Source organism: Streptomyces sp. KLMMK (assembly GCF_036961605.1).
GTDB classification, from domain to species: Bacteria; Actinomycetota; Actinomycetes; order Streptomycetales; family Streptomycetaceae; genus Streptomyces; species Streptomyces telluris.
Map to the genome: position 1 here is coordinate 1 of NZ_JBAMDC010000792.1, position 689 is coordinate 689.

Annotated in this window: 1 protein-coding gene and 1 pseudogene; both read left to right on the forward strand. The window is 61.5% G+C overall.

The genetic code is table 11. The annotated features are described in order from the left end of the window. Window positions 1-373 (forward strand): hypothetical protein (locus V7793_RS37980; RefSeq protein WP_336014319.1); only part of this gene is annotated, 373 nt, incomplete at its 5' end. A 143-nt stretch (window positions 374-516) separates the two neighbouring features. Continuing rightward, window positions 517-689 (forward strand): annotated as a pseudogene (locus V7793_RS37985) (IS5/IS1182 family transposase); the annotation flags it as partial.

Sequence of the window (689 nt, forward strand, 5' to 3'; positions counted from 1 at the left end):
TCGCCAGGGCAAGATCAACACTCCTCAGTCTTTCAGTATTTACGAGTATCCTATTCCGAAGAGTGTCACAGTAGATGCATTCAAGGTGGTCGGCTTGCCGTTTCGACCGCGGGTGAGGGCCGAAAATAGCGAGGGCCCTGCGAAGGGTGCTGCGGTGCGCTTTGAGATACCGATCACGGCATCGGCCCGCTTCATCGTCGACGGCGAGGAGAGTCGGTTCGCCTGGGCTCAGACGGACAGTAATGGGCACGTTGCACTCCCTGCCATGCAATCCTGGGCTTCCGAGTGGATTGACATCTCCGTCACCACAGGCATCCAGGGGGGGCCTGAGACTATCTGGCAAGTCAAAGCTAACCCAGCAACGAACTCATGAGTCTTACTGCGTGCGCACGAGAAGGGGCAGGCACACTGCCGTCGGCAGTGACCGCGAGACCAGCCTCCCGCATTGGACAGGAGCCAAGAGGCTCACGGTGTGATGACTGCCCTCATCCCAAGTGAAAGCGCGCCCGGGGGGGGGCGTTGCCGCCGTTCTTCGGAATATCGAAGTCGACCGTGCACCGCCGGTTCGGTGATCTGGTCCAGAGCCGGTGTCTGGGGCCGGCTGCACGAGACCGTGCTGCACCGGGTCGACGATGCCGGGCTCGTGGATGTCACCCGCGTCGTGTTGGACACCGCGTATGTCCGCGCTA